The sequence below is a fragment of the Helicobacter sp. MIT 03-1614 genome (genome assembly GCF_000762925.2).
In the GTDB taxonomy this organism is placed as follows: domain Bacteria; phylum Campylobacterota; class Campylobacteria; order Campylobacterales; family Helicobacteraceae; genus Helicobacter_C; species Helicobacter_C hepaticus.
Map to the genome: position 1 here is coordinate 1 of NZ_JRMS02000003.1, position 24673 is coordinate 24673.

Annotated in this window: 24 protein-coding genes and 1 tRNA gene; 17 read left to right on the forward strand and 8 right to left on the reverse strand. The window is 36.8% G+C overall.

Annotated elements, in window-relative coordinates; translation table 11 throughout:
• The 3 genes from LS66_RS02365 to LS66_RS02375 all read right to left on the reverse strand — a co-directional run.
• Window positions 1–1095, reverse strand: a 1095-nt coding sequence (locus LS66_RS02365) for a cache domain-containing protein (RefSeq protein ID WP_201273645.1), incomplete at its 3' end; no start/stop codon positions are given.
• An 80-nt stretch (window positions 1096–1175) separates the two neighbouring features.
• A complete protein-coding gene (locus LS66_RS02370) occupies window positions 1176–2273 on the reverse strand; it encodes an SAM-dependent methyltransferase (protein ID WP_081947991.1) in 1098 nt (365 codons plus the stop codon).
• The gene (locus tag LS66_RS02375) at window positions 2254–3453 is read right to left on the reverse strand and encodes an aspartate aminotransferase family protein (RefSeq protein ID WP_011115809.1); all 1200 of its coding nucleotides are present in this window, start codon (window positions 3451–3453) and stop codon (window positions 2254–2256) included. The genes LS66_RS02370 and LS66_RS02375 overlap by 20 nt, the downstream gene beginning before the upstream one ends.
• A 149-nt stretch (window positions 3454–3602) precedes the next feature.
• On the opposite strand from LS66_RS02375, the gene LS66_RS02380 reads away from it, so the two are divergent.
• Both LS66_RS02380 and LS66_RS02385 read left to right on the forward strand, forming a co-directional pair.
• Entirely contained in the window at window positions 3603–4175 is a 573-nt protein-coding gene (locus LS66_RS02380; RefSeq protein ID WP_138091845.1) for a hypothetical protein, read from the forward strand.
• A gap of 68 nt (window positions 4176–4243) precedes the next feature.
• A tRNA-Met gene (locus LS66_RS02385) sits at window positions 4244–4321 on the forward strand.
• On the opposite strand, the gene LS66_RS10445 is transcribed toward LS66_RS02385, so the two are convergent.
• The gene (locus tag LS66_RS10445; protein WP_138091860.1) at window positions 4278–5747 is read right to left on the reverse strand and encodes a DUF2972 domain-containing protein; all 1470 of its coding nucleotides are present in this window, start codon (window positions 5745–5747) and stop codon (window positions 4278–4280) included. The genes LS66_RS02385 and LS66_RS10445 overlap by 44 nt on opposite strands.
• A 326-nt stretch (window positions 5748–6073) precedes the next feature.
• Window positions 6074–6634: a YceI family protein gene (locus LS66_RS02395; RefSeq protein ID WP_034365253.1), complete on the reverse strand. Its 561-nt coding sequence runs from the start codon at window positions 6632–6634 to the stop codon at window positions 6074–6076.
• 208 nt (window positions 6635–6842) lie between these two features.
• On the opposite strand from LS66_RS02395, the gene hemL reads away from it, so the two are divergent.
• The 3 genes from hemL to LS66_RS02410 are packed head-to-tail and all read left to right on the forward strand — an operon-like array spanning window position 6843 to window position 9035.
• Window positions 6843–8150, forward strand: coding sequence for a glutamate-1-semialdehyde 2,1-aminomutase (gene hemL / locus LS66_RS02400; RefSeq protein WP_034365250.1), 1308 nt, complete (start codon window positions 6843–6845; stop codon window positions 8148–8150).
• Window positions 8151–8152: 2 nt separating this feature from the next.
• A complete protein-coding gene (locus tag LS66_RS02405; RefSeq protein ID WP_034365247.1) occupies window positions 8153–8587 on the forward strand; it encodes an AtpZ/AtpI family protein in 435 nt (144 codons plus the stop codon).
• Window positions 8571–9035: a hypothetical protein gene (locus tag LS66_RS02410; RefSeq protein ID WP_034365244.1), complete on the forward strand. Its 465-nt coding sequence runs from the start codon at window positions 8571–8573 to the stop codon at window positions 9033–9035. The genes LS66_RS02405 and LS66_RS02410 overlap by 17 nt, the downstream gene beginning before the upstream one ends.
• Before the next feature lie 129 nt (window positions 9036–9164).
• On the opposite strand, the gene mnmA is transcribed toward LS66_RS02410, so the two are convergent.
• Entirely contained in the window at window positions 9165–10202 is a 1038-nt protein-coding gene (gene mnmA, locus LS66_RS02415) for a tRNA 2-thiouridine(34) synthase MnmA (RefSeq protein ID WP_201273646.1), read from the reverse strand.
• A gap of 123 nt (window positions 10203–10325) precedes the next feature.
• Here mnmA and LS66_RS02420 point away from each other — a divergent pair, with 123 nt between their 5' ends.
• The 6 genes from LS66_RS02420 to LS66_RS02445 all read left to right on the forward strand — a co-directional run bounded on the left by LS66_RS02420 (window position 10326) and on the right by LS66_RS02445 (window position 16876).
• Complete coding sequence (locus tag LS66_RS02420) at window positions 10326–11168, forward strand: ATP phosphoribosyltransferase regulatory subunit (RefSeq protein ID WP_011115795.1); 843 nt, start codon at window positions 10326–10328, stop codon at window positions 11166–11168.
• 29 nt (window positions 11169–11197) lie between these two features.
• Window positions 11198–12445 carry an adenylosuccinate synthase gene (locus LS66_RS02425; protein WP_011115794.1) on the forward strand — a complete coding sequence of 416 codons (1248 nt, stop codon included), beginning with the start codon at window positions 11198–11200 and terminating at the stop codon, window positions 12443–12445.
• Between the two features lie 6 nt (window positions 12446–12451).
• Window positions 12452–12880 carry a flagellar export protein FliJ gene (locus tag LS66_RS02430; RefSeq protein WP_034365240.1) on the forward strand — a complete coding sequence of 143 codons (429 nt, stop codon included), beginning with the start codon at window positions 12452–12454 and terminating at the stop codon, window positions 12878–12880.
• Complete coding sequence (locus LS66_RS02435) at window positions 12877–13689, forward strand: MotE family protein (RefSeq protein ID WP_052057282.1); 813 nt, start codon at window positions 12877–12879, stop codon at window positions 13687–13689. Before LS66_RS02430 ends, LS66_RS02435 begins: the two co-directional genes overlap by 4 nt.
• Window positions 13690–13796: 107 nt before the next feature.
• Window positions 13797–14390 (forward strand): heme-binding protein, encoded by a 594-nt coding sequence (locus tag LS66_RS02440; RefSeq protein ID WP_011115791.1) that lies wholly within the window; start codon window positions 13797–13799, stop codon window positions 14388–14390.
• Window positions 14390–16876 carry a molybdopterin guanine dinucleotide-containing S/N-oxide reductase gene (locus tag LS66_RS02445; protein WP_034365237.1) on the forward strand — a complete coding sequence of 829 codons (2487 nt, stop codon included), beginning with the start codon at window positions 14390–14392 and terminating at the stop codon, window positions 16874–16876. Before LS66_RS02440 ends, LS66_RS02445 begins: the two co-directional genes overlap by 1 nt.
• Before the next feature lie 146 nt (window positions 16877–17022).
• On the opposite strand, the gene LS66_RS02450 is transcribed toward LS66_RS02445, so the two are convergent.
• Complete coding sequence (locus LS66_RS02450; RefSeq protein WP_034365233.1) at window positions 17023–17268, reverse strand: helix-turn-helix domain-containing protein; 246 nt, start codon at window positions 17266–17268, stop codon at window positions 17023–17025.
• Window positions 17269–17373: 105 nt separating this feature from the next.
• On the opposite strand from LS66_RS02450, the gene LS66_RS02455 reads away from it, so the two are divergent.
• From LS66_RS02455 to LS66_RS02480, 6 genes are all read left to right on the forward strand, one after another.
• On the forward strand, window positions 17374–17646 hold the full coding sequence (locus LS66_RS02455) for a YkgJ family cysteine cluster protein (protein ID WP_034365230.1): 273 nt from the start codon (window positions 17374–17376) through the stop codon (window positions 17644–17646).
• 58 nt (window positions 17647–17704) lie between these two features.
• Window positions 17705–18724: a hypothetical protein gene (locus LS66_RS02460; RefSeq protein ID WP_034365227.1), complete on the forward strand. Its 1020-nt coding sequence runs from the start codon at window positions 17705–17707 to the stop codon at window positions 18722–18724.
• A 43-nt stretch (window positions 18725–18767) separates the two neighbouring features.
• Window positions 18768–20438, forward strand: coding sequence for a hypothetical protein (locus LS66_RS02465; protein ID WP_034365224.1), 1671 nt, complete (start codon window positions 18768–18770; stop codon window positions 20436–20438).
• A gap of 119 nt (window positions 20439–20557) precedes the next feature.
• Window positions 20558–21034, forward strand: a complete 477-nt coding sequence (gene aroQ, locus LS66_RS02470; RefSeq protein ID WP_011115785.1) for a type II 3-dehydroquinate dehydratase — start codon at window positions 20558–20560, stop codon at window positions 21032–21034.
• Window positions 21035–22093, forward strand: a complete 1059-nt coding sequence (locus tag LS66_RS02475) for a M24 family metallopeptidase (protein WP_201273647.1) — start codon at window positions 21035–21037, stop codon at window positions 22091–22093.
• A gap of 5 nt (window positions 22094–22098) precedes the next feature.
• Window positions 22099–24144 (forward strand): 6-hydroxymethylpterin diphosphokinase MptE-like protein, encoded by a 2046-nt coding sequence (locus tag LS66_RS02480; protein ID WP_081947921.1) that lies wholly within the window; start codon window positions 22099–22101, stop codon window positions 24142–24144.
• Window positions 24145–24148: 4 nt separating this feature from the next.
• On the opposite strand, the gene LS66_RS02485 is transcribed toward LS66_RS02480, so the two are convergent.
• Window positions 24149–24559: a Fur family transcriptional regulator gene (locus LS66_RS02485; RefSeq protein WP_011115782.1), complete on the reverse strand. Its 411-nt coding sequence runs from the start codon at window positions 24557–24559 to the stop codon at window positions 24149–24151.
• Window positions 24560–24673: the final 114 nt, after the last annotated feature.

Sequence of the window (24673 nt, forward strand, 5' to 3'; positions counted from 1 at the left end):
TTGAATATTATCATTAATAGCATTACCCATTTCACCTAATTCATCTTGAGCAACAATCTTAAGAGGTTGTGGTGCATCTTTGCGTTCGTGGTTGAGATAAGAGAAGAAAGCAAGAAGTCCTTGTTTGATGTTATTAATAGGATTAAGATAGGATTTAACAATAATAAAGAGCAGAACTGTGCCAATAGCAAGCAAAGCTAAAGTAAGTAAAGAAGTAAAAATAAGATTCTTATTGGTTGCTTCTTCATAGTCTTGTTTATCCGCACTCACAACAATTGTCCAACCAAAAGGAAATTGTTTATAATAAGCAATTTGTGAGATTCCATAATTATTAAACTCAAGGATATCTTCTTTTTTCTTTTTTAAGGCTTGACTAAGAGCAGATTCTAAAGGCATGAGACCAGAAGTATTGGTTTTAAGTGGTTTTTCTCGAGAGAATATATGCCCCGAACTATCTGCGATAAAAACCTCCATACTTGGAAGTTCCGGGCGTTTAAAGTTTTTAAATCTCTCTTGGAAGCTATCTACAAATATATCTATTCCAATTACACCTGCAAATTGCCCATTTTTATAGTAGGGCATTGTCGCTGTGGCTAGAGTTTTGCCTTTATATTTGCCTTCTTGAGATTCATAGGTGGGAGTTACTATGGGTGCATTGAGTTTTTTTGTTTGCACATACCAATCACGTTCTCTTAAATCAGGTTTATTATCCCAATCATTTGAGATTCTAAGAGTTGGATTTTCATCAAAGTCTTCAGTAAGCGTTTTTCCTGTGCTTTCATAGGTAATATATACGGAGGGATATTGCACAATCTCAGCGACATTAAATAATACTCTTCTTTGAGCTAAAACGTTGCTTTCATCAATTTGTTGGAGATATTTTGCTATTGCTTGTAAATGTTGTTGGGCTTCAATATTCATCGTGATGTTTATAGTGGTAAAAGAAGAGCTTAAGGCGAGTTGTTGTAAGCCCTTATAAACATCACTAGCATCTTGTGATGCATTTTTATAATTGAAGAAACTTACCGTAGAAATAAGAATAATAAAAATGAGCAAGATGATGCTAACGAGTTTGGTACTTAGGGATTTTTTCATTTTATGCCCCCCCCCCTATTTAGATTTTTAAGCTTAATACTTTACTATACAAAAGCTTTGTTTCTATTTTTATATTTAAATTAAAGGGTTGTATTGCACAATTTGTAACATATTCCCATAAATCTTCCTCCCATTGTGTGGAGCAATGTTTTCACTTTGTGAATCTCTTTGAGATATGTAGCAAAGCCTTGAGCGCGTTCAAATGATTCTAAAAGTGAAAGAATACCCATTTGTTCAATAAGCACTTTGGCTTGGTAGTCTTCAAATACAAGCTCAAAGCCATAATGAGAGAAAAGTATATTTAAGAGTGAAATATCTACATCATAAGTAATATCTGCATTTTGATAGAGTGAGTAGAAATTGATGTTTTGTCCTAAAATATCTTTGAGGCTCATAACTGCGTGAGAATGATAGAATCTTGGATTATAAGAGAGTGGATTGGTAAGATTCTTTGTTCCATAATCAAAGGTAAGAAAATAGCTTTTTTTGTGGGCTTTTGCAATGTATGAGAGCTGCTCAATGAGCGGTATCCAGTGGGGTAAAATTTCTTGTTTATAAGGCATAGGATTATTTTTTAAAAGATTTAAAAGCACAGCACTTTGCGATGGTAAAGGGTTTGTATCTATCTCTTGCCATAAACCTTGCCAGTTTTTCTCTTCTTGCGTGATATAGAGTATTTTTTTATCTTGCATAACATCGCAGGCAATGCTATCAAAGAGTTCATTGCTTAAAATGAAAATATCTGAAGATTTTTCGGGCAAAGGCAGGGTTTCAAAGGCATTAAAAGAAATATTTGTAGAGAATCTAAGCGTAGAAAAATGTGATTTTTGCGCTTCTCTTAGGCTTGGTAATGGTTCTATGGTAGCAAATTCGCAATCACGCAAAAAATGAGTGCTTAAAGCATCAAGAAAAAGCGCTACATCACCGAGTAAATAGCCGTTATTTGCACCAATTTCTACGATACGTAAAGGAAGATTTAAATGTCCTTTTTCAACCAAATTGAGTATATAAGAAGCAATCGCGCCACCAAAGAATTTACTTGCGCTCACTGATGTATAAAAATCCCCGCTTTTGCCTACTCTATGAGGATTTGTATAATATCCATTTTGTCCATAAAGACTTTTTTTCATAAAGGTGCTAAAGGGAATGGGCGGCATTTTATAAGGTTTTAAGGGCATTACGCACTCTAGCAAATCCTTCTTTTATCTCTTCTTGCGTAATGGTGAGTGGCGGTAGAAATCGCACTACGCCCTTACCTGATTTGAGGACAATCACATAATGTTTGAGTGCTTGTGCAATAATCTCTTGTTGCATATCAGGATTGCGTGTATAAAGCCCACACATAAGTCCCAATCCAACTTTATGACTAAAAATATCAGCAAAATCTACTACAAGTGCATCAAGTTCTGCGTGAAAGAGTGTAATAGTGCGTTGTAATGTGCCATTATTGTAAAGTTCATTAAGTATAGCAAGTGTTTCAAGCCCTGCTGCACAACTAAGAAAATTTCCTCCAAAAGTAGAGCCGTGGTCGCCATATTCAAAAATATCAGTGAGTTTTGTAAGCACCGCACCAATAGGCACTCCTCCGGCTAAACCTTTAGCAGTTGTAATGACATCAGGGTCTATTTCATACACTTTTGAGGCAAAGATTTCCCCACTTCTAAATACGCCACTTTGGACTTCATCTACCATAAGTAGAATCTGCTTTTGTTTTAAAATTGTGCTTAATGTATTGATTTTTTCTTTATCCATAGGCAAGACACCACCTTCACCTTGCACAAGCTCTAAAAGGACTGCACAAGTGCTATCATCAATTTTAGCAATAACATCATCAAGATTTTTAGCATATACAAATCCATCAGGAAATGGTCCAAAATGTTGGTGCATTTTTTCTTGTGCAGTGGCTTTGAGTGAAGCGATAGTGCGTCCGTGAAAGCTTGAATCAAGCGTGATGATTTTATACGCATTACGAGGTTTGCCATATTTACGCGCTATTTTAATAGCACATTCATTTGCCTCTGCTCCAGAATTACAAAAAAAAGCACGCATAGGTGCAGTATATGGTGTATTGTAGCGATAAAGGGTAATAATTTCTTGAGCAAGTCTAGCTTGAGGCTGTATGTAGTAGAGATTAGAAGTATGGAGCAAGGTTTGTGCTTGTTTATAAATTGTTTGGGCGAGTTTTGCATTAGCGTGTCCCACACTGCACACACCGATACCAGCACCAAAATCAATGTAGTCATTGCCCTGTGTGTCAAAGATTCGTGCATTCTCTCCACGCACAAAAGCTACATTTGCGCGTGCGTAAGTATGAAGCACAAATTCTTCATCAAGGGCTTGTGTGTGTGTGAAATCCATAGCGTCTCCCAAAATATTTTAGAATCAAGTGGAGTAGATTCTATCCTAAAAATATAAATTCATAGAAGTAAAATTGTGGAGCGATTTTTGCTCTCTTGGTTTGATAAATACGTATATATTTAACTCAAAAATAGCCTTAGGAGCAGGGATTGCAAGTAAATAATCAGATACAAAATCATTATGGAGCAATGCAAGCAAACTCCACGCGAAATAATATAAAAAATGATTCTGTGAAATTCCAAGCAAATTTTAATCAAGCAGATATGACAAACACTCAAGAAGAGCCACCACAAATTAATTCCACAGATACAGAAGATTCTCCACAGATACAAAATGCTTCAAATATAAATGAAACAAAAGAGGCGCAGGATATACAAGCACCTAAACTCAAGGATATTGAGGGCAATAAAAATCGTATCACTTATGGGCTTAAGGTGATTGAATTAATGAGTGATGAGGAATATAGAGCTTTTTTATGGGCGACAGAAGGTATGAGCGAGACTGAAAAAATGCTCCTTGCCCAGAGCTTATATCGTTTTACGGCATTTTATCAAGGCAAAGAAGATAAGCACAGCGAATCTACACCTGATATACATAAAATTAATGCTCAAAAAGCTTTTGGAGTAGAGCATTCTATGGTGCAAGATTTTATTCAGCGTTATAAAAATGCTTATGAGAAAGTTTTAAGTATTCAACAAAATGTCCAAAATCAGCTGAACTGAATATGTAGTTACTTGACTTTTTATTCCTTTTTGCTTAGAATGGGCACTTTTGTTTTCTATGTTTAGAGGTCAAAGTAGCTCAGCTGGTTTAGAGCGCTGGTCTCATAAGCCGGAGGTCGGGGGTTCAAGTCCCCCCTTTGACACCATTTCCGCACACATTCTTTCAAACTCTTGATAATATTTCCACGAAGCAACGATGTCAGGACGCTCTTGTTTAATATAAGCCAAATGTTCATCTAAGATTTGTTTAAACTTTATTCTTAAGTATGTATGTTCTCTCAAATATTCTAACACTTGAGATTCGCTAAGCTTCTTTTTATTTTCTATTTCTTTTTGTTGCTGTAGTCTTGAAATGAGGCGTAATAAATAAGCTTTGACTTCCTCTAGCATTTTTATATCTTGTTTTTTTAAAATATCCCAATCTTCTTTTGTTGTGCAGATAATAATTCTTTCATAAAAGCAATCTTGTTTATTAAAAAGCAAGGGTGTAATATTAAGGTAATTTGTTTTGTAAGCATTGTCTTGAATGATGATATGAATTTTTCTTTTTGAGATTTCAACTTGAAATGTGATTGGCAAAAAGTTTAGATATTCTATGGCTCTTTGAGTTGCAAATTTCTCCTTTTCTTCCTCTATTGGTGCAGGGAATCCTAACTCTTTAGATAATCTTTTTATCGTATCAAATGTTTTTTCTCCTACAATTTCAGACATATCTATAATGACAGAATCTTTGAGATTGATTAAAGCATTTTTAAGCTGTGTATCGTGGAAAGCGCCTGCATATTGTTCAGTATCAATAAAATAAGATATTGTTTCAAAAGAAGGAGCGTCTCCTATATGCAAATTGCTTTTTGAATCCATACTCCAATATCCTACAAGATTTTGACATACTTCATTAGGATTTGATTGTAGGGTGATTGTTATAGGATTGCTCGCTCTTGTATCCCAACCCTCTTTTGGGATAATAAGTTGCACAAAAGATTTGAGATTGCTTATTGGGTCTCTAGCTGTGAGCAATGCTTTGCTATAGGGGATTAAAGCATAGAATTTACTTGCACTTTTTACAAATTCTCTAATGGGCAGGTAAATAAAAGTAGAATCCTTAAAGTTTTTTGTAAATTGATGAAAATACCAAAGATAAGATTCTTTACCATTACCACCATATACACCTTTCCACGGACATTGATTTACTCCACAATATTCTAAAAAGGTTGTCAAGCCTGAACTTCCACTCCCGTGACTCCCCCAATACACAAACTGATAATATGGAGGCAACGGCACATTCAAATCCCAAGCAGTTCCTGCGGGGATACTCTCATAATTTAGATTGGAATAAGGATTCTTAGAATCTTTAGCTAATCTCTCTGGATTAAGTAAAGGAGGATAAGGGTGATTTTTATCTACATATTGTTCTTTAAACTCTTTAGATTCTATCCAAGAAATAATCTCCTCATAATGTTGAGAGATAAAGACTAAAGTTGGAGTATGAGTTGTTAAAATATGAAATCTTTTTAGAATCTTATAAATATGAAACTTATGAGGCATATGAGATACAAAGATAATATAGAACATCTCTAGTTTTTGAAAGAAATGTTGATAAAAAGATGTTTGCTTAAATACTCTTTTTTTCTTTCTTGCATTATATGCAAGAGCAAACTTTAAACCTTTTCTTTTAAGAATCCTTATTGTTTTGGAACGATTATGTGCCCCCCCCCCCGTTTAGATGCAAAAGATTACGCATAAGAGACTCCTTGTAAAGATACAAATTCTGTATAATAAATAGTGTGATTATAGCGTAAATTTAGAGATTAAAAGCGTTAGCGGCTTTTTGAAATAGGGTAGCTATCCGCACTTTATAAGAGAATCATAGTGCAGATAAGCTAGGTTAGATAAAGAAATTATTTAATTGGAGCTTCAAATGTAATTTCCACTTGAGACCAAGTAAGATTTTCGTGAAGTTCTTTTACAGCATTTTGCAAACTTGCGCGTGCATTTTCAAGTCCAAATAGACCCAAATCTAATACACCTTTTGCTATAATTTTGCCACCGCTAACATCATATTGCATAGGCACTTTTTGTGTTTTCCCATTCATACGGACATTTGCTAAAATCGTGCCTTTATTTTTGCCCTCAATGACGTCTTTGAAAGTTACTTTAATGGGTTCTTTTTTGTTAAAATTGTCAAAAAAGCTTTTGCGTATAGTCTCATCTCTACCTGCATCAGCAGTATTGACTTTCATAATATCAATAGTTGCACTTGCGTTGTTGAGTTGAGATTCAAGACTTTGTGTTTTATTGGGTGTGCCAAATTTAAACTTTACATCATCAAAAGTCCCGTTTACTGCTATTTTGGCTGGAGTCTTAAAAGCCGTCCATTTGACTTGAGCCTTTGTCGCATCAATGCTTGCTGCACATACAATACTGCCTACAATTACCATACCTGCGATAATTTTTTTCATTAGCATTCTCCTAAATTTATGTAAAATGGATTCCATTGTAACCAAATACAAATTATTTTTAAATTATTTTTTTGTGTTTAGTGTTTTTTAGGTCAAAGTGGGCAAAGTAGTAACCCTTTTAAAAGGATTCTACCTAAAAGCATAAGAGAGAGAATATATAGAATTTTGGATTTGTTATAATGCACCAATACACTTTAAAGGATATGCAATGGATATTTTGCAAAGCATTAATGATTTCAATGAGGCAAAACAAGTCATTCCCGGGGGTGTAAACTCTCCTGTGAGGGCATTTGGCTCTGTGGGAGGAACACCTCGGTTTATTGCTAAAGGTAAAGGTGCTTACATTTACGATGAAGATGACAATGAGTATATTGATTTTGTGCAAAGTTGGGGACCACTTATTTTTGGGCACGCGAATGAAGTAATAGAGTCTGCTTTGTCTCTAGCAATCAAAGATGGGTTAAGCTTTGGTGCGCCCACAGAGAAAGAAACGACACTTGTTAAACAAATTATTGCATTATCTGGTAGTGCAGAGAAAATGCGTCTTGTAAATTCCGGCACGGAGGCTACGATGAGTGCTTTGCGTTTGGCTAGAGCATACAGCAACAAAGATGACATCATTAAATTTGAGGGTTGCTATCACGGACATTCTGATAGCTTGCTTGTCTCCGCAGGAAGCGGGTGTGCTACATTTGGCACTCCAAGCTCACCGGGTGTGCCAAATGATATAACCAAACACACATTTGTGGCACGATATAATGATATAGAATCTGTGAGAGCGTGTTTTGAGCAAAGTAAGAATGTAGCGTGCGTGATTATTGAAGCCTTAGCTGGGAATATGGGATTTGTTCCTGCTGATAAAAAGTTTATGCAGGATTTGAGGGCATTATGTGATGAATACAATGCACTTTTAATTATTGATGAGGTGATGAGTGGCTTTAGAGCTGGGCTTAAGGGTGCAATAGGCTTATATGATGTGCAAGCAGATTTGGTTACTTATGGCAAAGTCATCGGAGGAGGTATGCCTTTAGCAGCTTTTGGCGGCAGAGCAGATATTATGGATATGCTTTCTCCTGTTGGTGGGGTTTATCAGGCAGGGACACTTAGCGGAAATCCTATTGCAGTGAGTGCAGGGCTTGCAACTTTATTGCAAATCAAGGCAAATCCCACATTGTATGAGCATCTTGAGGTGCTTGCTAAACGACTTATCAAAGGCTTAAAAGAGGCAGCACAATCATATGAGATTCCCTTACAAGTGGATTGTAGGGGAAGTATGTTTGGTTTCTTTTTCAATCAAAAAGAAGTAAAAAACTTTGATGATGCTAAGTGTAGTGATACTGCAATGTTTGCGAGATTCCATCAAAAAATGCTTGATAAAGGTGTGTATTTTGCTTGTTCACAATTTGAGACTGGTTTTATTTGTAGTGCGATGAATGAAATGATAATTGATGAGGTGATTATGAAAGCAAAGGCGGTATTTGGGGAGATTACTCACGAAATAGAATCTAGGATATAATAATGAGTGAGAATATACAAAACAAACAGGCACAACAAGAATCGCCCCATCAAAAAGATATATTGGATAGCGCACAAGATTCTAAAACCAAAGATGAAAGCGCACTTACAAATGATAATTACAAACAGCTTGAGGACAAACCTCCTCGCTTAAGTGCCATTGTGCGCGGGGCAAATGAATTAAGTGTAGGTATTTCAATCGTAGTGGCAATTTTGCTTGGCATTGGCATTGGCATTGGTTTAGTGAGGCTAAGCGGAATAAAATGGCTTTTTTGGCTTGGGGTGTTTTGGGGTGTGGCTGCAGCTATTTTAAACCTTTACAAAGCTTATCAACGTCAGCAAAAAGAAGCACAAGAATTAGCAAATAATCCCCGCTATACTTACAAGCCTAGTTCAGACGATGATGATGAAGATTCTCAAAATGGAAAATATTATTAAAGTGTTGTATAAAGGTATAGCGATAATTGGTACCACAGCATTTATAGGCGGTGCGATTGCATTTACGCAAAATATAGCTTCTTTAGCAAGCTTTGAAGCAGGATTTTTAGGCTTTTCATTTGTGGTAGCTAGTTCTTTTGCGACATTGCTTAAACGAGTAAAGAGTCAAGATGCCTTCACATCAAGTGATGATAAAAATTTGGTGCAACAACAGGAAACAAATAGCACGCAAAATACACCAAATTTTTCAACGCGTTTTGTGATTGGCACGCAGATGAGTTTGTCGTTTTTGCGAGTGTTGAGCTATGTGCTTTTTGCCCTTGTGCTTATTGGGCTATTTGAATATCAACTTTTTGTGCTTAAGTGGTTTTTTGGAGGTTTGTGCATAGCAATGATAATATGTGTGGGAATAGGCATACTAGGAATATCAAAGATTTCATTGCATTGATGGGTTAAACTTTAATAAGCATATTTTTGCTTCTATTAAGTAATACCTAACGCACCGCTCTCCTAAGGGCAGTCTTATACCTAATAAAGATTGCGCAGAAATAGTTAATTTGTGCTCATTTTATATTTATTACTGCGCTTGTGTAATGACGCCTCCTCCTAAAACACAATCTTCTTGATAAAGCACAAGAGCTTGTCCTTGTGCTACGCCATAGGCAGATTCTAAAAGTTTTGCATAAATAAACTCACCTTGTATATCAATTTGTGCTTTAAGTGGTGTAGAGCGGTAGCGCACCTTGACATCATATATTCCTCCATTAAAGGCTTGTGGCAGACTTTTATTAAGAGCTTTTATAGAATCTATAGCAAGTTCTTCTTTTGTGCCAACGACTATTTCATTATTTTGTGGATTAATCGCTTTGACATAGTGAGGTTCGTGCGAACCAAAAACACTAAAACCTTTGCGTTTGCCAATAGTATAGTGCATATAGCCCTTATGTGTGCCGATGGCTTTGCCATTACTATTGCGCACAACACCCTCATTATCTACTTTGTCGTGGAGTTTTAAAATATCAATATAGCTTTGCTCTACAAAGCAAATTTCTTGAGATTCCTTATAAGTTTGAAGCGTGCCCAAAAAAGGTAAAAGTTCAAGGGCAGTTTTTTTAATATCTTCTTTGAGAAGAGCGCCTAGAGGAAAGATGATTCTATCAATAGCTTCTTGAGGCAGGGCATAGAGGAAGTAACTTTGGTCTTTGCTTTCATCAACAGCTTTTGCAATGCGCTTTATGCCATTTACTTCCTTAATCTGTGCATAATGTCCTGTAGCGATATAATCGCAACCTAGTTCTAAAGCCTTTTGTAACCCTAATCCAAACTTCATCAAGGGATTACAAATCGCGCAAGGATTTGGCGTTTTACCTTCTTTGTAGGAGTTTACAAATGTATCATATACACTTTTTTTAAATTCTTCGCGCAAATCAAGCACTTGAAAGTCAATATGTAAATGTGCGGCAACTTGCTCGCAGTTTGCGATATAAATGTCGTGTTTTTTGTTTTTGTCGTGGAGTTTGAGATAGATTCCTATGACTTCATAGCCCTGCGATGAGAGCAAATGAGCACAATAGGAGCTATCTACGCCTCCACTCATAAGTAATGCAACTTTCACTTAATGTCCTTAATTGTGAAATTTATGCGTGAGTGTAGCATTTTCAAGCAAATACGCATCAAAGATTATTTTATGGTATAATCTAAGCTTTTTTAGAAAGTTTTAATTTTATAGGGGTGCATTGTGATTTTAGAGCACGAACTGCCGCAAGGAAGCAAGCTTTATTTTGATATGTCTGCCAGACTTAAACGCGATATAGAATCTTGTGCCATTAAAGCATTTTATGAGAATGATTATAGAGAGATTGTAACACCTTCATTTGCATTCTTAGAGCATCAAGGGGATATGTTTAATCGTGAGATTGTGCGCTTAAGCAGTGAAAACAACCATCAAATTGGATTGCGCTATGATACGACCCTTGATGCAATGCGTATTGTTACTAAGCGTATTATGCGCAGTAGCACACATAAGAAATGGTTTTATATTCAGCCTGTGTTTAGCTACCCTACTACTGAAATTCACCAAATTGGTGCAGAATATTTGGGTGGAGAAAGTCTCTCACCTGTTATGTGCTTAGGTGTGAGCATTTTGCAAACATTAAATCTTGCTCCTTATTTGCAAATCTCTAATATGAAAATCCCGTTTTTATGCGCTAAGCATAGTGATGTGGATATAGAAGTATTTGCCTTGCAAAATGTTGGCAAATTACTCCAAATGGAAGGATATATGGCGGATTTAGTGCATATTAAAACAAAGCAAGACTTACAAAAAGCCATTTTGAGCGCACCTGCATTTTTAAAAGAAGAGTTGGAGCGTTTGCTTGAATGCGCAAGTTATTGTGAATATGAAAAAACCATTTTTTCTCCGCTTTTGTTTGCGCCTAGCCCATATTATGAAGATTTATTTTTTAGAATGTTTGTGGGTAATTCAACCTTACTACAAGGTGGCAAATATAGTGTAGAGGAGCAATTTTCGTGTGGATTTGCAATTTATACTGATGAGGTAGTAGAATGCCTCTTATCTTAAAGCTTTATTTTATGAATGGGAGATAATTTATGGCTGATTTGATTGTGGGGATTCAATGGGGTGATGAAGGTAAGGGCAAGGTAGTTGATGCATTGGCTGGAGAATATGATTATGTAGTGCGCTATCAAGGTGGGCACAATGCAGGACATACCATTGTAGTGGATTCTAAAAAAATTGCCCTGCATTTACTGCCCTCTGGCATTTTATATGAGCGATGTAAAAATGTGATTGGCAATGGCGTTGTGATTAATCTTGAGCAATTATTAAACGAAAGCAAAGCCTTTGGGAATTTACAAGGACGGCTTTTTATTAGTGATAGAGCGCATATTATTTTACCCTATCACGAGATATTAGATATTGCAAAAGAAAAAAGCCGACAAAGTGCTGCCATTGGCACTACTGGTAAAGGGATTGGACCTTGCTATGGCGATAAGGTTTCACGCAATGGTGTGCGATTAATGGATTTAAAAAATTTAGACAAATTGAGAGAGAAGGTTGATTCTATCTATCAACATATACAATATGTTCAAACTCTCTATAACGTGGAATTACCAAGTGTTCAAAGCGTAATGGAACATATAGAATCTATTGCACCGCAGATTTTGCCTTTTGTAACAGATACAACTCAACTTCTGTGGGCAGCGCAAAATCGTGGCGAGAAGATTCTATGTGAGGGCGCACAAGGGAGTATGCTTGATATTGACCACGGCACTTATCCTTTTGTAACAAGTTCAACAACAATCGCTTCAGGTGCTTGTAGTGGGAGCGGATTAGCACCTCGTGATATTGCTCGTGTAATTGGGGTTGCAAAGGCGTATTGCACAAGGGTTGGTAATGGTATGTTTCCAACCCAAGAAGATGGTGAAATAGGTGAAAGGTTGCGTCAAGCAGGTGGAGAATTTGGCACAACTACAGGGCGTGCTCGGCGGTGCGGGTGGTTTGACGCGGTTGCAGTGCGCTATGCCTGTCGTCTCAATGGTTGCGAGAGTTTAAGCATTATGAAACTTGATGTTCTTGATGGATTTGAGCGTGTGAAAGTATGTGTAGGCTATGAATATGAGGGAAAACAGATTGATTATATTCCTACTGATTATGATAATGTGAAGCCTATTTATCGGGAGTTTGTGGGTTGGGATAAAACCTGTGGTGTCCGCACATTTAACGCTCTGCCCTCACAAGCACAGCATTATATTAAAGAGCTTGAAAAGATTATTGGCGTAAAGATTTCTATGGTATCTACAAGCCCAGAGCGCGATGATATGATTATGCTTGGATAGAGAGCTATGAAGACAAAATTTTCTTCCATTGTATCTTTGCGTAAAAAAGATATGCAGGTATGTGAGCTCGCAATGATGCAAAATGAAAGTAAAATTGTGAACAAGCAAATACAAATAGAGAATCTTCAAAAGGATTTTTTGCAGCTTAAAATACCTCAAGCTGGAACATTTTATGCTTTCAAGGCGTTTGAGGAAACCAAAAATATGCTTTTAACTCATATAAGTCTTGCCCGTAATGAGCTTGAAGCTCTTTTTGCACATAGAAAAGTGCTTCAAGAACAATACAAAAAGTGTAATATTGAGTATGAAAAAGTTCATTTTTTGGATAAAAAAGAGCATAATGAGATGATAAAAAATGCCAAATACAAAGAAAAGCTAGAAGTTGATGAGATTGCAGTAATGCTTTATAATAATGCAGGAGGCAGAGCAATATGATAAATCACACGCAATACAGAATCTATTATAGGGCACTAGGAAGTATAATAGCAAGTATATTCTTTTGCAACATAGCTCTAGGAGCAGATTCTCAACTTCTTGATTGTAGTATTATCTTTGAAGCACGTAAAAATGAAGTAAAAGCGCAGCTTGATGAGATTGATGAGCGACAACAAGCTTTACAAGTGCTTCAAAATGCTACACAAGTGCTTCTTGACGAGAAAGAGCGTCAACTTAAAGACAAAGAGGCAGAGATTGACCAAAAAATCGTGCTTTTTTCGCAGGAGCAAGAAAAATCAAAGGCTGAAATTGAAGAACAAAATAAAAAAAATACACAGGCTTTAGAACAAAAACAACAAGAAATAGAGCAACTCATTGCCAAAAATGAGGAGATTCTCTCTCAAATTAAAGAGGTAAAAGACGACAAAATCATCAAAGCTTATAAGGGTATGAAAGAGGCTAAAGTAGCAGCCATACTTGCAGATATGCCAGAATCCGAAGCAGTTGAGATTCTCTCTCAAATGGAAGTTAAAGATATAGCAAAAATTTTGGGCAAAATGGACGACCAAAAAGCAGCAAAGATTACCTCTCAAATTCGTGCAGTAGAGCCAAATCGTATTGCAAGCCCACAAGATAATGCCCCACAGAATCCACAGGATTTACAAGAGACAAATGAGGCACAAGATTCTCAAAGTGCTGATATGCAAGATGAGAGCGCGCAGAATCAATCCCAAGAAAGCAAATCAGATACGCAATCAGATGCTACAGATAATAATACCCAAGAGGCAGAAAATAGCCCTGAACTGTAATGTTTATATTAAAATTTATATAATGAAAACTAGCAATTTTTTAGTTGATTTTAATCAAAATTAATATATTTTACATTTTTAAATAAAGTTATTTTAAAGGAGGATAAATGAATGTGCCTATAAAAGCAATGGTATTTATGGCAGCAATGCTTGCATATGTACACGGAGGCGAGATAAAATATGCTTCCAAAGTCAAATCACTTTACAAGGAGGGTGATAATAAGGTTGTAGGGAGGCTTTTACCAACAGCTAAGGTTGATGTGCTAGAGCATAAAGGGAATAAAGTGCTTTTGCGTATTCAAGGCTATAAGCAAGTAGGCAATCAAGCGGCTTTGTATTTTGCACCTAATCGGCGGATTTTGAATGTGGGATTTTCTAAAAATGTAGATGTGGCTTTTAAAAGTATAGAAACTTTTAAAGAAAGCGAAAGTAAGCAAGAATGGGAGCTTGCAAGTGTAGATTTATGGAGTGATGATGCACATTTGGTTGAAAGCGTTGAACAACTTTATAAAGAGGCAAACGAGCTTTTTGCGAATTGTTCTATTTGCCACGCTTTGCATCCACCTAAAGAATTTAATGCTAATGCGTGGCCAAGTGTGATTAAGTCAATGAAAACGCGTGTAGGCTTTGATAATGACCAAGAATACTTGGTGTCTCAATACCTGCAAAAAAATGCTAAAGATATGCCAAAGGAGAAATAATGAATGTATTAAGTAGACGACAAGTGCTTCAAGCAATGGGGAAAGGTTTAGCCGTATTTGCTCTTGTGCCTTTTGTGGGCTGTGATACGGAGAGTAAAAAGGCAGTTATAGAATCTGGAGTGAAAAGCTTTAGTGAGAATCTTGTGCTTGATGGTGAGGTTATTACGGGGGCTCATTGGGGGGTTCTTAAGGCAAAAATAAAAGATGGTAAGGTTATTTCAAGCACTAATGCGCTTAAAAATAATGTATCTAACCCGCTCCATAGCACAATACCTGATTTAATTTATTCACCTACGCGTATTCAATATCCTATGGTAAGGAAATCTTATTTAGAAAACCCTGCAAATCCAAAACCTGAATTACGCGGGGCTGATGAATGGGTGAGAGTGAGCTATGATGAGGCTATTGCACTTATTGCCAAAGAGCTTAAAGCTACTTATAAGCAAAAGGGTAAAGAGGGCGTTTTCGCTGGAAGCTATGGCTGGAAAAGCAGTGGGAATTTACATAATGCGAGAATCTTGTTACAGCGATTTATGGGTATGGCAGGTGGCTATGTAGGCGTGAGTGGAGATTATTCCACAGGTGCTTCACAGGTGATTATGCCTTATGTGGTGGGAAGTATTGAAGTATATGAACAACAAACCTCTTTTTCTAGCGTGTTAGATAATAGCCAAGTGGTAGTGATTTGGGGTGCTGACCCTATGGCTACTTTACGCAATGCTTGGACACTCAATGAAGGCACAGGGCTTGATTTTTTTGAGCAGCTTAAAAAGTCTGGCAAGCATATTATTAGCATTGATCCAGTGCGAAATATGACTTGTGATTATTTGGGCGCGGAGTGGTTAGCTCCTTTACCAAATACAGATGTAGCCTTAATGCTTGGCATAATGCACACAATGTTTAAGAGTAATCAATACGATAAAGAGTTTTTAGAAAACTATACAACAGGATTTGAGCAGTTTAAATCTTATCTTTTAGGTGAAGCTGATGGTATTGCCAAAGATGCTTTATGGGCATCTAAAATCTGTGGCATTTCTGCTCAAAAAATTGAATCTCTTGCGCAACTTTTCTTTAATAACCGCACTATGCTTATGTCTGGCTGGGGTATGCAACGCGCTCACCACGGAGAGCAGCCACATTGGAGCTTAGTAACTCTAGCGTGTATGATAGGACAAATTGGATTACCAGGCGGCGGATTTGGCTTGTCTTATCATTACAGCAATGGCGGTTCTCCTACAGCGACTGCACCTGTGGTTGGCGGAATTAATCTTGGTAATGTAGGAAGTGGCGGTGCAGAATGGCTTATGCAGGGGAGTGATAATAACTTCCCTCTTGCGCGCATTTCTGATGCACTACTTAATCCGGGCAAGAGCATTGAGCATAATGGTAAGAAAATCACTTATACCGATATTGATTTTATTTATTGGGCTGGAGGCAATCCGCTTGTGCATCATCAAGACACAAATACCCTTATCAAGGCTTGGCAAAAGCCGCGCACGATTGTTGTCAATGAGATTTATTGGACGCCAACCGCACGATTTGCTGATATCGTAATGCCTATTACTACGAGTTATGAGCGTAATGATATTTCAATGAGTGGAGATTACTCAAATTTGCATATTGTGCCAATGAAGCAGCTTGTAGAGAAGCAATTTGAAGCACGCGATGATTATCAAGTGTTTTGTGATTTGGCTAAAGCTTTTGGCGTGTATGACACATTTAACGAGGGTAAAAATGAAATGCAATGGATTGAGGAATTCTACAATCAAGCCCTAAAACAAGCCGAGGGGCTTATGCTCACTATGCCTAGCTTTAAAGAATTTTGGGAGGCAAATGAGCCATTGAGGTTTGAGATTCCAGCCGAATCTGAAAGTTTCGTGCGCTATGCAGAATTTCGCGAAGATCCTATTCTTAACCCGCTTGGAACAGAATCTGGTTTGATTGAAATTTATTCTAAAAGCATAGAAAAATTTGGTTATACACAATGCCCTCCACACCCCACTTGGCTTGAGCCTATTGAGTGGCTAGGAATGGATAACAAACCTGCAGAATTTGCACTCATCACCTCTCACCCCGAGTTACGATTGCATTCTCAATGCGCAAATACTTCTTTGCGAAAAGATTATGCAATTGCCGATAAAGAGCCAATTTGGATTAATACTAAAGATGCGGCGGATAAAGGTATTAAAACAGGCGATATTGTGAGTGTGAGTAATCAAAGGGGCGAAGTTTTAGCTGGTGCTTTTGTAACAGATGCGATTAAGCAAGGCGTTGTGCGATTATGTGAGGGAGCGTGGTATGACCCACAAGAGCCGGGCAAAATTGGCAGTGTGTGCAAAAATGGCTCATCTAATGTCCTTACACTTGATATGCCCACATCTCCTCTTGCTAATGGCAACATTGCTCACACAGCACTTGTAAATATTAAAAAATATGAGGGAGAGGTAAAACCTCTAAGTGTTTTTGAATCTCCACAAGGTGCGTAAATATCGCTTATAAATTCTTTATTTTTGCATTCCTATTCTTTATAAAGAATAGGAATATATTTATAGAATCTGCTTAAATTTTTTATTTATTTTTATATTTTCTTGTGATGATTAAGTGTGTCTAGCATAAAAAGATTTACAATCTCCTATAAACCCTCAAAAAAATTTTGTATATTGACTTCTAAAACTTGAGCGATTTTAAGCAAATGCTCTATATTAAAATGTTGTCTTTTATGGTAGATTTCAGCACAGGACACAACGCTTACTGATTTGTGCCCTATAGCTAAGGAAAGTTCAAGCTGGGTTAAACCTTTTAATTCCCTTGCTTTTTTGACATTTAAACCTATGATTCTATACGCATTGTCTATAAATTCATCTTGTATTTTGTTCATTTTTTAACTTGTTATAATAAGGTAAATTTTATTCTAATTTGATAAGATACGTTTTTCAACTTGATATTACAAGGTGAAAATATTTAGGAGGACAAATAAATTTTGATGACAAATAGTTTTCCTTGCGCAAATTGTGGTATGTGTTGCAAAAATATCAGTGGCATTAAAGAGCTAGAATCTTTTGATTTAGGTAATGGAATCTGTAAATATTTAGACACTCAAAGCAATTTATGTAGGATTTATCAAAATCGTCCAGATATTTGTAGGGTTGATGTGATGTTTGAGAGAGTATATTTTAAGCATTACGCCAAAGAGGCATTCTATAAACTTAATATCCAATCTTGCAAAATATTGCAAGAAAAAGAGCGCATAGATTAAGGAGATTAGAATCTTATTCAGATTCTAAATACAAAGATAAAAATTTAAAGGAGACAAAATGCCATTACCATTAATACCTATACTATTAGGAGGGGCTGCACTTGCGACAGCTGGATACGGAGTAAAAAAAGCAATTGATGCTTATGATGATAGCCAAACAGCTGAAACATACCACGAAAGGGCAAAAAAGAAGTTTAATGAGGCACAAGATAGATTAGATTCTCAAAATGCGAAGGCACAAAAGCGTTTCGAGTCTCTTGGACAACTTCAGGAGCAGATTGTAACGGATGAATTGCAAAGATATGCAGATATTGTTGATAGGCTAAATCTTAAAGATAATGCAGATTTACAAGATATAGTGGGGCAAGAGACATTTGATGGGCTGGTGAATACACAACAATCTATCGTTTCACTAGAAACAGCACTTGGTGGGCTTACTGGTGGAGCATTAGCTGGAGCTCTTACTGGATTTGGTATGTATGGTGGAGTTGGATTATTAGCAAGTGCTTCTACTGGGACAGCAATAGCTTCTTTAAGCGGTGTGGCTGCTACAAATGCGACATTAGCTTGGCTTGGAGGAGGAAGTTTAGCAGCTGGTGGGCTTGGTATGGCTGGTGGCACTGCGGTGTTAGGTGGTATTGTAGCTGCACCAGTGATAGCAGTAGTCGCCTCTGTTTTTGCAGCAAAGGCAGAAGAGAAAAAATATGATGCTTATTCATATTATGATAGCGTATTAGCTGTTTGTGAAACTATGGAAGCGCAGGGTCTTGTGTGGAAACAACTCTCAAAAAAAGCTAAAGAAAAAAGAAATACCCTTAGAGAAAGTAGAGTCATATTTGACACCTCACTTGAAAAGATTGAGGACATTATGGAAAACAAAGGCGTAACTGATATTAAAAACTCTTGGAATGATGATGAGCATAGAGAACTTACGACTTTAATGCAACTTGCAGAAACCATTGTTGTCGTCATCAATGCTCCAATTATGAATGATGAGGATAGGCTTACCAAAGCATTAATAGCACATCAAAAAAAGTGCAACGAACTTATGGGAGAGATTCAAAGAAAATGGGGATAAACCCCATTTATCAACATCGTATTTGTTTTTTTAAGGAGTAAAAATGACAAAAAAGGCACTTTATGAGGAAGTCATTGATGAGATTGGCACACAAACTTTGGCAAGGTTTGGGCTGAATATTTTTAATTTGCCTGTGAATTTTAGCTTTAGCTCTTATGAAGCTTATGGTGCCGCAGTAAGAGCTACGCAAGATACATTTAGGGCATATGATCAACACAAAAAGAATAATCAATTCTTTGGACAAACTTTTGAAGAGCTTGATATAGGGCAGCAAAATATCAAAGATTCTCTATTAAATACAGGTAATAAAACTTACACAACAGATACACTTGCAGATATTAAAAAAGTGCGAGACATACGAGCAAGTGGTAAAGATATTACAAAGCTTAATACAGAAGATAGAGAAAAGTATGAGCATATTATGGCAAATTATCCCAATGAAGTGGAAAATATGGATTTTGAAAAACTAGGCAATCTAGTAAGAAAAAATCATAATACCACAGATACTGTTACACTTGATAAAAACGGCAATATTGTAAAAACCACTCAACTTAAAGTGATTAGAGATACAAAAGGCTTGCTTAAAGATAGGTATTTGGAGGGAGATTCGGCTGTAGATGAGCTAAAAATGCCTTTTGATGATTATAAAAAGTGTAAAGAGGATTTAGAAAAAATGATTGAGAAAGGCAAAAATAACCCAGAGAATCAAAATGCAGTAGAAAAAGCACAAAAAGCAGAGAAAGCTCTAGAAAAACTCAATGCAAATAATATGTGCAATCGCCTTATGTGTGAGAATCCAAGAATAACCGCAGTGGCAACACAAAGTATCGTAGCAAGTGGGCATATTGCTCAAGCAGGTTTTAGTGATGCAATCATAGCAGCTCTAGCTACCCTTGCAAATGGTGTAATATGGGAGATTAAAGATATGTTTGGGGGAAGCATAGATACTCAAACCTCTATATTAAAACGCATTAAAAGACTTTTGAAAAGAACAATTGAGGCTTTTCAAGCAACATTTGGAAGAGGTGCTGGGTTTGGCGCAATAGATGCGGCTGTGGGCGTTGTAGGGCAGATTTTTAGAAGTATAGCAGGGAAGTTAAAACTCGTATGGGATAAGATTCGCACAGCGCTAAAGTCTATTTATAATGGTATTGTTTCTTATATTAAAGGAGAAGTATCAAACCTAAGGGAATTGCTAGGGATAATTTTAAAGTCTCTTTTTTCTGCTGCTTGGGTTGTTAGCACCTTGGCATTAGAGGAAGGCTTAAAGCCAATCTTAGCAAGTATGGCACCCCCGCTTGTGCCATTTACTCCTGTTTTTGCTATTATTGCCGGGGCTTTTGCTGTTGTGGTAACGCATAGAAGTATAGATTTGGTCCTTGATACACTTTTTGGAGTTTTTGCCGCAAGGGATAGGGCGAAGCTAAGAGCAGAGGAAATAGCGGATATTATTGCTCAAAAACTTCCTGCACTTATTGAGGATAGAGAAAAGCTAGAAGAGCTTATAGCCTCTACGCATAAAGAGCGACTTATGAGTTTAGACTCGTCTTTTGCAGATTATCAAAAAGCTTATCAAAATGCTGATGATAATGGTATATATGAGGGATTAAATCGCATTTGTAATCTTTATGATAGTAGTCTTAGTATTAAAGATATGGGTGATGTAGAAAATATTTTAAAAAAACCAAATAGAACAGGCAAATTGCAGTGGTAGTTTAAAAGTTAATTGTCGTCGAATTGACAAATACTCACATTATTTTGTAAATTTAGCTATAATATGCGCTCTTAAGGAATGCTAAATAGATTCGCATTCTATAAATTTAAGGAGAGCAAATGAAAATCTTAGTCATTCAAGGACCAAATCTCAATATTTTAGGGCATCGTGAGCCGCATATTTATGGAAATTTTACACTAGATCAGATTCATAACAATCTCCAAGCTCAAGCCAAGCAAAATAATGCAGAATTAGAGTTTTTTCAAAGCAATTTTGAAGGCGAGATTATTGATAAACTCCAAGAGTGTATCGGTGGAGAATATGCAGGTGTTTTGATTAATCCTGCTGCTTTTTCGCATACTTCTATCGCCATTGCTGATGCGATTGCAAGTTGTGGTGTGCCTGTGATTGAAGTGCATATTAGCAATATCCACGCAAGAGAGGAATACCGCTCCAAAAGCTACACAGGAGCAGTAAGTGCGGGTGTAATTACAGGTTTTGGTGCATTTGGCTATCATTTGGCTCTTATGGGAATCTTACAAATTGCAAATGAAATTGCCGCCCTCAAAGCACAGCAAAATAACCAAAATGCCTAGATGATGAGAAATTCTAGCTCCCTGCCTTATCTTAGCCTTGATGAGAGTGCGCAATATTATGAGTGTGGTTTTAGCTGTGATAATGCTCTACTTGTGTGCATAGAGGAAAGCAGATTTTTTATTACAGATTCTCGTTATACCCTTGAAGCCAAAGAATTATGCAAACCACGCACCGAAGTGATAGAATCTGCAAATTTTATACAAAGCGTGCAAGAAGTGCTACAAAAGCTCCATATACATAAAATAGTGTTTAACCCCCAAGAATTAAGTGTGCAAATGTATGAAAAGCTTAAAAATGCGCTTGAGAAGCACAAATGTGAGCTTATTCCACAAGAGAATTTTCATCAAAAGCTTAGAATCTGCAAAAGCGAGCAAGAGATTGCCCTTATTAAAACATCACAAAAGCTTAACAAAAAGGCATTTAAACGATTTGGTATATATTTAAATAAGATTGTTAAAAAATCTCCAAGTGAAAAAGAATTGCATTATCAGGCTATGCAGTTTTTGAGCCATTTTGGAGAGTATGAGTTAAGCTTTGAACCAATTGTTGGCATTAATGCTAATGGAGCAAAACCCCACGCTTTGCCCAATGCAAAGTGTTATTTGGCAAAAAATGATATTTTGCTTTTTGATGCTGGAATAAAATATAAAAGATATTGTTCAGATATGACGCGCACAGCTGCTATTAAAGGTGAAATACATTTTGGCAAGAAGCAAAAATTTAAAAATCCAAAGTATCAAAAAATCTATGATATTGTTTTAAAAGCCCAAGAAGAAGCCATTTCAAAGGCAAGGAGCGGTATGAAAGCTAAACAAATAGATTCTCTAGCACGTGATGTGATTGAAAAAAGTGGCTATGGCAAATATTTCGTGCATAGCACAGGACACGGTGTAGGGCTTGATATACACGAGTTACCACGCATTTCGCGCTTAAGTGAGGAATGCGTAGAGGATGGTATGGTATTTTCTGTTGAGCCCGGTATTTATCTCCCACAGGAATTTGGTGTGCGAATTGAGGACTTGGTAGTGATGAAAAATGGACGTGCAGAGGTGCTATAATATATATGGATAACGCACATCAAACACAAATGCAGCCTACAAGTCTTCGTGCTATTTGTCAAAGTGGTGCATTACATCTTTTAGAATCTTACACTGCAAAACGATATGCACTCAATATGAATTTTTTTGCTTCAATTAACCCTAAGCTTTTTGAAGAGCTTAAATCTCCTCCTGCGCAGTATAATGTGTATTGCAATGGGGAGGATTTAAACATCATTGATGTGCATACTAAAAATTTTGTCTATCCTACGCGCAAAAAGGGCAAGAAGCTTAAACATACAATGATAGAGCAAAATTTCGCTCTATCCTCAAATCCATTGAATAATTCAGCCTATACTCTGCATACAAATCGTCTAGCCCTCCATAAACTTGACGAAGAGAAATTACCTCTCACCGCAGGGATTTGCAATCCTATGATTGATATGATGTTAAATGAGTTTAGGGGAGCAAATCGCTTTCATCTCCCCTCACATTTTTTGCCGAATATGACGCTTTTTGGGTTACTTGGTGGTATGTTTTTGCAGTTTTTGATTGAGCAGGGCTACTATTTTCATTCCTTATTGCTTTTTGAAGAGCATATAGATTTTTTTAGAATCTCACTTTATTTTGTAGATTACCCTTTGTTATTTGAGCGTGTGAGTGAGCGCTCGTGTTATGTATTTGTCAAGGATTTATTGCATAAAGAATTTGTCCAAAATTATTTTGCACAAAGAAGAATTACAAATAACTTTTTGCGCCTTGAATTATGCCTGTATGATAGTCCTAAATTACAAGCTGTGCAAGAGAGTGTCGCAGAAGCTTATGCAATAAATTCTAGGGGTTGGGGGAGCTTTGATGATGAGATGATAGGCGTAAAAAATACATTTATCAATTTGGGCACAAATAAAGCGCATCTAGCTTATCCTATTTTGCACCTACCACAGCGTGTTAATGCGCCTATATGTGTTGTAGGAAATGGACCAAGTCTTGATATGTTACTGCCTTTTATCAAAGCTAATGCGCCTAATATGATTATTTTTAGTTGTGGCACCGCGCTCAAGCCGCTTAAGAATGCAGGTATTGAGCCTGATTTTCAGATTGAGATTGAGCGTATATCTTATCTTAAAGATGTTTTACAATCCGCCCCTTTGGGTAAAACTACGCTTTTATGCGGCAATATGGTGCAACCTGACGCACTCGCTCTTGCTGAAGAGGCATATATATTTATGCGCGGTGGAAGTGCGAGTGCGTATTTTGGTGGGGTAAAAAGTGTAGTTGAATTCGCCGCACCCTATGTAGGTAATGCAGGATTCGCCCTTGCTTGTTTATTAAGTGAGGAAGTGCTTATTTGCGGACTTGATTGTGGTTATATTAAAGGGTTGAGTAAGCACGCACAGGGTTCATTTTATGGAGAGGAGGAGAGCACTATTCCTCAAAATGCTTATGCTGTGCAAGGTAATGGAGAGAGCGAAGTGTATGCTGATGCACTTTTTTCACTCTCAAGTGCGATGATGAGCAAAGCCATAGGGATATTTAAGCCCAAAATGGTAATTAATCTAGGTCAGGGAGCATACATTCGTGGTGCGCGTCCTGCTTGCACTGATGATTTTACATTACGCAATATTGATAAAAGCGCTCAAATATTAGCACTCAAAAGTTATATGTCTGCTCATAGGCAAGCTGTGCTCACGCGAGATGATTGTAGATTCTATCAAGATAGTATAATAACTTATAAAGAAGAGATTTTAAGCTTATTGCGCGAAAGTGTAGGAAGCGAAATACAAGAGAAAGTGCAAAGAAATGTTGCTCATAAAGTTGAGCTTTTTAAACGCATTGATATGCTTTATGCTTTGATTCTCAAAAAATCTGCCAAAGAACCATTTGTAGGCGTGCTTTTTGAAGGGAGCATTTCACATATTCTGCATACGATGATGTTATGTGCCCTTCATATCCCTAGAGATGATATTGCCCTCTTTTATGCACGATGTGTAGAGATTATAGAATCTGGATTAAATAAAATGACTATGAGCTACAAAATGTTAGCTATGAGCCATAGTAACAATTCATTATAAGATGCTATGAAGCATTTTTACAATCTGGACATACTCCCATAAGCACGGCTGAAATATCAGAAATAGTATAGCCACTGCTTGCACTGCAGTTTTGCTCTAAAGCACGAGTATCAAGCTTAATATCATCTAGCCTGCCACATTTTTCACAATATACGTGTAAATGCTTATCGCTACTTAACTCATATTTTTGCTTATCCTTGGGCGCTTTGATTTCACGCAAAATATTTGCTTTGCACAGCGCATTGACATTTTTATAAATTGTAGCAAGAGAAATAGAAGGGTAGATTTGTTTAATCTGCTCATAAATCTCTTCTATGCTCATATGTCCGTTATTATAGATTTGGTTAAGCGTGGCAATGCGTTGAGGAGTGATTTTTAAGTGTTTATCTCGTAGATGTTGTTCAAAGTTCATCATTGGTATAATCCTTAAAAAAGATATAAAGTATCTTGTAATCATAAATATTTGAGGCAAATAAAAGCATAATAAAAGTGATTTTGGTATAAAATTTTCTCTTAAACAAAATTTATC

Bases quoted from the DNA above. Each gene is read 5' to 3' on its own strand.
- LS66_RS02445 (WP_034365237.1), top strand. From the start codon at position 14,390: ATGAATGTATTAAGTAGACGACAAGTGCTTCAAGCAATGGGGAAAGGT.
- LS66_RS02375 (WP_011115809.1), bottom strand. From the start codon at position 3,453: ATGGATTTCACACACACACAAGCCCTTGATGAAGAATTTGTGCTTCAT.
- LS66_RS02425 (WP_011115794.1), top strand. From the start codon at position 11,198: ATGGCTGATTTGATTGTGGGGATTCAATGGGGTGATGAAGGTAAGGGC.
- LS66_RS02395 (WP_034365253.1), bottom strand. From the start codon at position 6,634: ATGAAAAAAATTATCGCAGGTATGGTAATTGTAGGCAGTATTGTATGT.
- LS66_RS02480 (WP_081947921.1), top strand. From the start codon at position 22,099: ATGGATAACGCACATCAAACACAAATGCAGCCTACAAGTCTTCGTGCT.
- LS66_RS02405 (WP_034365247.1), top strand. From the start codon at position 8,153: ATGAGTGAGAATATACAAAACAAACAGGCACAACAAGAATCGCCCCAT.
- hemL (WP_034365250.1), top strand. From the start codon at position 6,843: ATGGATATTTTGCAAAGCATTAATGATTTCAATGAGGCAAAACAAGTC.
- LS66_RS02435 (WP_052057282.1), top strand. From the start codon at position 12,877: ATGATAAATCACACGCAATACAGAATCTATTATAGGGCACTAGGAAGT.
- LS66_RS02410 (WP_034365244.1), top strand. From the start codon at position 8,571: ATGGAAAATATTATTAAAGTGTTGTATAAAGGTATAGCGATAATTGGT.
- LS66_RS02485 (WP_011115782.1), bottom strand. From the start codon at position 24,559: ATGATGAACTTTGAACAACATCTACGAGATAAACACTTAAAAATCACT.
- LS66_RS02370 (WP_081947991.1), bottom strand. From the start codon at position 2,273: ATGCCCTTAAAACCTTATAAAATGCCGCCCATTCCCTTTAGCACCTTT.
- LS66_RS02450 (WP_034365233.1), bottom strand. From the start codon at position 17,268: ATGAACAAAATACAAGATGAATTTATAGACAATGCGTATAGAATCATA.
- LS66_RS10445 (WP_138091860.1), bottom strand. From the start codon at position 5,747: ATGTTCTATATTATCTTTGTATCTCATATGCCTCATAAGTTTCATATT.
- LS66_RS02440 (WP_011115791.1), top strand. From the start codon at position 13,797: ATGAATGTGCCTATAAAAGCAATGGTATTTATGGCAGCAATGCTTGCA.
- LS66_RS02475 (WP_201273647.1), top strand. From the start codon at position 21,035: ATGATGAGAAATTCTAGCTCCCTGCCTTATCTTAGCCTTGATGAGAGT.
- LS66_RS02455 (WP_034365230.1), top strand. From the start codon at position 17,374: ATGACAAATAGTTTTCCTTGCGCAAATTGTGGTATGTGTTGCAAAAAT.
- LS66_RS02465 (WP_034365224.1), top strand. From the start codon at position 18,768: ATGACAAAAAAGGCACTTTATGAGGAAGTCATTGATGAGATTGGCACA.
- aroQ (WP_011115785.1), top strand. From the start codon at position 20,558: ATGAAAATCTTAGTCATTCAAGGACCAAATCTCAATATTTTAGGGCAT.
- LS66_RS02460 (WP_034365227.1), top strand. From the start codon at position 17,705: ATGCCATTACCATTAATACCTATACTATTAGGAGGGGCTGCACTTGCG.
- LS66_RS02430 (WP_034365240.1), top strand. From the start codon at position 12,452: ATGAAGACAAAATTTTCTTCCATTGTATCTTTGCGTAAAAAAGATATG.